We start from the raw sequence: 5,420 nt of genomic DNA, 5'->3' as shown, positions 1-5,420 counted from the left end.
GGGGCGGCGAACTGAATTTCCCAGAGGATCGCTCACTCCAGTACTGACCAGAACGCAGGTGAGCTTAACTTCCGTGTTCGGGATGGGTACGGGTGGAACCTCACCGCTGTGGCCGCCGTAATGCCGATCAACGGAATCGAACCGTTGTTAATACACCAGTATCGGTCGGGCCGTATATAACGTGTGTTCGTGCAATCCAGTTTGCGCCTGGACCCGTTCCCGGATCGCAGTGCGTATGAATGTGGCTTGGTCTGTTAGTGCTCGCGGGCTTAATGTCTCGTTGCCTCGACACGTACACCCCGAGTCTATCGAACTCGTCTTCTACGAGTGACCTCAGTGGAACTTCTTTTCCGTGTGGGTTTCGAGCTTAGATGCGTTCAGCTCTTACCCCGTGGTGCGTAGCTGCCCGGCAACTGCCCTCTCGGACAACCGGTACACCAGTGGCACCCATTCGTAGTTCCTCTCGTACTATACGAACGTTCACGTCAAGTTCCTTGACACCCCCAATAGATAGCAGCCGACCTGTCTCACGACGGTCTAAACCCAGCTCACGACCTCCTTTAATAGGCGAACAACCTCACCCTTGCCTGCTTCTGCACAGGCAGGATGGAGGGAACCGACATCGAGGTAGCAAGCCACCGGGTCGATATGTGCTCTTGCCGGTGACGACTCTGTTATCCCTAAGGTAGCTTTTCTGTCATCTACGGGTCCCATGAATGAACCTCGTAGGTTCGCTAGACCACGCTTTCGCGTCAGCGTCACTCGTTGGGAATGACACTGTCAGACTTCCGTTTGCTCTTGCGCTCTTCCACGAGTTTCCGACTCGCGTGAGGAAATCTTTGGGCGCGCTCGATATCTTTTCGAGCGCGTACCGCCCCAGTCAAACTGCCCGGCTACCGGTGTCCTCCGCCAGGAGTGAGAGTCGCAGTCACTAACGGGTAGTATTTCAATGCTGCCTCGGTGGCCCGCTGGCGCGGGTACCTGTGTAATGGCTCCTACCTATGCTGCACATTAGCGACCACGTCTCAGCGACAGCCTGCAGTAAAGCTCTATAGGGTCTTCGCTTCCCCTTGGGGGTCTCCAGACTCCGCACTGGAACGTGCTGTTCACCGGGCCCAACGTTGGGACAGTGACGCTCTCGTTGATCCATTCATGCAAGCCGCTACTGAAGCGGCAAGGTACTACGCTACCTTAAGAGGGTCATAGTTACCCCCGCCGTTGACGGGTCCTTCGTCCCATTGTAATGGGTGTTCAGATACCCGCACTGGGCAGGATTCAGTGACCGTACGAGTCCTTGCGGATTTGCGGTCACCTATGTTGTTACTAGACAGTCGGAGCGTCCGAGTCACTGCGACCTGCTCTGTCAAGAGCAGGCATCCCTTATCGCGAACTTACGGGACTAACTTGCCGAATTCCCTAACGTCGGTTGTTCCCGACAGGCCTTGGCTTGCTCTGCCAGCGCACCTGTGTCGGATCTCGGTACGAGCTTCTTGCTTGTCTTTTCACGGGCTCTAGGTACCGCCGAGTTTCCCTGTCTCGCCATTCTTTCGCTTCGTGCCATTACGGCTTCCACGAAGTTCGGCGATTCGACGGGGCGAAGGCCCCGCTCGGTGTTTCCTAAAGCGTCGACGTTTGTTGCAAGAAGGTACTGGAATATTAACCAGTTTCCCTTTCATCTAATTCGAATTACGGTTAGACTTAGGATCGACTAACCCTCGGCTGATTGACAGTGCCGAGGAACCCTTGCGCGTAAGGCCGTCGGGGTTCACACCCGACTCTCGCTGCTACTGAGACCATGATTTTCGTTGCTGCACGGTCCACACGAGTTCTCACCCGTGCTTCCATCCATGCAGTATGCCAACCTACGGAATCGTGCTAAATAGCACGCCGCCAGGTCTCGGAGGTGGATTTGAGTCCCGATCATTTTCGACGCCTCGAACCTCGGCCGGTAAGCTGTTACGCTATTCTTAGAGGGTAGCTGCTTCTAAGCTCACCTCCCGGCTGTTTAGGGCTCGAGACCATCTTCGATCACACTTAATCCACACTTTGGGTCCTTAACCTGGCTCTGGGTTGTCTCCCTCACGGTGCACAAGCTTACCCCGCACACCGGACTCCCTGAGTCTATGACGTTCGTAAGTTTGGAGTTTGACAGGGAAGCGAACTCCTCTCGGAGGCCGGTTTCCCAATCGGTCGCTCTACCTCACGAACTGTCTCATCAGAGGTCATGCTTCGACATGTTTCGGTTGGAACCAGCTGTTGCCAAGTTCGATGGGCCTTTCACCCCTACACCAGAGTCACGAGAGGGTATTGTAGGACACCAACTCTAACGGGCCTCCACGCAGCTTTCGCCACGCTTCACCCTGCTCCGGCGTAGATCACTTGGTTTCGGGTCGCATCCGGTTGGCTCCCCGCCCTTGAAGACGGTGGCCCTCGTCAAAGACTGCGGCCGTATCGGTTTCCCTATGCCTCGGGGGATTCTCCCCTTAGACTCGCCAGTCAGATGCACTCCATGGTTCGTTTTTCAAAACGTACGACGTAACATCGGCTTCGTTCGAGTCTTACTATGGGATCGCTCCCGGTTCATTCGTCGAACGACCTTGTATGCTATGTCGCTCTATCGCCAACTGATTTCAAGCCCTATTGCACCGCCCTTTTCGGGGTGCTTTTCAGCGTTCGCTCACGCTACTTGTTCGCTATCGGTCTCGAGGAGTGTTTAGTCTTCGCAGTTGATGCCTGCGTAATTCACGAGGGATATCCAACCCCCGTTATTCTGGAACAACCCCGGGACCTTTCTCATACGTTACGGGGTTTTCACCCTGTGTCACGCTCCGTTCCAGGAGACTTCACGTAAGATCCAGGTCCGTGTTGGGTAGTCCGTACACCACATTGCCCGAAGGCTTCGGTTTGGACTGTATCGCGTTTACTCGCCGTTACTAACGACATCGCGGATTGCTTTCTTTTCCTGTTCCTACTAAGATGTTTCAATTCGGAACGTTCCCCATTGCGCGAGGCAATTGCGTGGGGATTCCCATTCGGAGATCTTCAGTTCTTAGCCTCCATGCGGCTCCCTGAAGCTTTTCGCAGCTTGGCACGTCCGTCATCGGCTCTCGAGCCGAGCTATCCACCAGCTGGCACAGTAGCCAGTTGATATAAGTCACTGTGACCCGGAGAACGGGTCCAGTGGACGCCTGGATTGCACGTACACACGGTTTCATCATACACCCTCGGAGATAGCCGAGGCGTGTATTCGACCCTTCCCAACCACGCTTGCGCGGGATGGTGCATCTGTCGTCAGTTTCCATTTTCCCGGAGTGTCTTGCCACACTTAAGGGGCACGATTGTTCCGGGGTTGGGAACTGGTTGTCATGGACCCACAGGGATTCGAACCCTGGGCATCCTCCTTGCAAAGGAGGCACTCTACCACTGAGCTATGGGCCCGTGTTAGCCCTAGTAGTTCTAAGGTGTCCGAACGGGTGTCGTGGTCGAACTCGGAAATCAGTGTTGAGCCACCCCGTCGGGGTGGTCTCGGTCGTTAGGAGGTGATCCAGCCGCAGATTCCCCTACGGCTACCTTGTTACGACTTAAGCCCCCTTGCGAAGCCCAGATTCGACCACCGTGTGGTGGCCTCATCCGGACCTCACTCGGGTGCTTTGACGGGCGGTGTGTGCAAGGAGCAGGGACGTATTCACCGCACTCTTGTGAAATGCGATTACTACCGAATCCAGCTTCATGAGGGCGAGTTTCAGCCCTCAATCCGAACTACGATCAAGTTTAGGAGATTAGCGTTCTCTTTCGAGATAGCAACCCATTGTCTTGACCATTGTAGCCCGCGTGTAGCCCAGCTCATTCGGGGCATACTGACCTACCGTTGCCCGTTCCTTCCTCCGCTTTAGCAGCGGCAGTCCTTCTAATGTACCCAGCCAGTCGAAACTGCTGCTGGCAATTAGAAGTGCGGGTCTCGCTCGTTGCCTGACTTAACAGGACGCCTCACGGTACGAGCTGACGGCGGCCATGCACCTCCTCTCTATAGCGTCGTGGTAAGGTCATCAACCTGACCGTCATTACTATAGTCGGAGCTGGTGAGATGTCCGGCGTTGAGTCCAATTAAACCGCAGGCTCCTCCGGTTGTAGTGCTCCCCCGCCAATTCCTTTAAGTTTCATCCTTGCGGACGTACTTCCCAGGCGGCTCGCTTCACGGCTTCCCTACGGCACAGCACAGGCTCGTAGCCTGTGCCACACCTAGCGAGCATCGTTTACAGCTAGGACTACCCGGGTATCTAATCCGGTTCGAGACCCTAGCTTTCGTCCCTCACCGTCGGATCCGTCTTCTCGAGGTGCTTTCGCCATCGGTGGTCCGTCCAGGATTACGGGATTTCACTCCTACCCCGGACGTACCCCTCGAGCCTTCCGGTCCCAAGCCATGTGGTTTTCACCGGACGCCCGCCAGTTGAGCTGGCGGATTTCCCGATGAACCTTCATGGCCGGCTACGGACGCTTTAGGCCCAATAATATCGGTCATCACTTGAGCTGCCGGTATTACCGCGGCGGCTGGCACCGGTCTTGCCCAGCTCTTATTCCTCGACCGCCTTACAGTCGAGAAAAGCGAGGACTATATGCCCTCGCACTTGGGGTCCCCTTATCGCACTTGCGTGCAGTGTAAAGGTTTCGCGCCTGCTGCGCCCCGTAGGGCCCGGAATCTTGTCTCAGATTCCGTCTCCGGGTTCTTGCTCTCACAACCCGTACCGATTATCGGCACGGTGGGCCGTTACCCCACCGTCTACCTAATCGGCCGCAGTCACATCCTACAGCGCCGGAGCGTTTCGGGGAGTCGGCATTCAAGCATGACTCCCGTATGAACTATTAGCCTCAGTTTCCCGAGGTTATCGTTCTCTGTAGGGTAGTTTGACCACGTGTTACTGAGCTTTTCGCCACGAGTGTAAGCTCGTGCAACTAGCATGGCTAAATCGGACCCCAATAGCAATGACCTCCGGCAGGATCAACCGGAATGGGTCGCGACCATTTAAACCTGGTCGCGGGGTGTTGGCGGGTGAATGGCAGCGTATTGCTGTCAAATCACCGTTCAAAGGTCCGAGTTCGAATGACATCCGTTCGGATGTCACCGAACTACTAGGGCTAACATCAGATACCGTCTTGCGGCGTACCGCAGGGGCGGAATCCTCATTTCCTTCGGATTTGAATCGAGGTGGTTGATGGGTTTAAACCCATCGAACCTCGCTCGGTCGCATCCGGTGAGGCAGGACGCGTTGAATCGCCCTGCAATCGCGGTGTGTCGTTCGCATTATTCCGAAATGCCTTGGACCACTTAAGGTCGTCGTCTCGTGTGCACCCCGGGAGTGTGTATCATCCCGGTGTGTGCGTGACGACCTTTGGGTCGTGTGGGGCGTTCGGATGAAGCCTTC

At 55.7% G+C, this 5,420-nt stretch carries 1 tRNA gene and 3 rRNA genes; all 4 read right to left on the bottom strand.

What is annotated here, in order from left to right:
- Window positions 1-2: 2 nt before the first annotated feature.
- The 4 genes from rrf to C440_RS11860 all read right to left on the bottom strand — a co-directional run bounded on the left by rrf (window position 3) and on the right by C440_RS11860 (window position 5,007).
- A 5S ribosomal RNA gene (gene rrf, locus C440_RS11875) occupies window positions 3-117 on the bottom strand.
- A gap of 119 nt (window positions 118-236) precedes the next feature.
- Window positions 237-3,149, bottom strand: a 23S ribosomal RNA gene (locus tag C440_RS11870).
- Between the two features lie 217 nt (window positions 3,150-3,366).
- A tRNA-Ala gene (locus tag C440_RS11865) sits at window positions 3,367-3,438 on the bottom strand.
- Window positions 3,439-3,534: 96 nt separating this feature from the next.
- Window positions 3,535-5,007 (bottom strand): 16S ribosomal RNA (locus C440_RS11860).
- The 16S, 23S and 5S rRNA genes sit together here with 1 tRNA gene alongside, the layout of an rRNA operon.
- Window positions 5,008-5,420 lie beyond the last annotated feature (413 nt).

Source organism: Haloferax mucosum ATCC BAA-1512 (genome assembly GCF_000337815.1).
Taxonomy (GTDB): Archaea; Halobacteriota; Halobacteria; order Halobacteriales; family Haloferacaceae; genus Haloferax; species Haloferax mucosum.
This window is presented reverse-complemented; position numbering and strand designations above follow the sequence as displayed.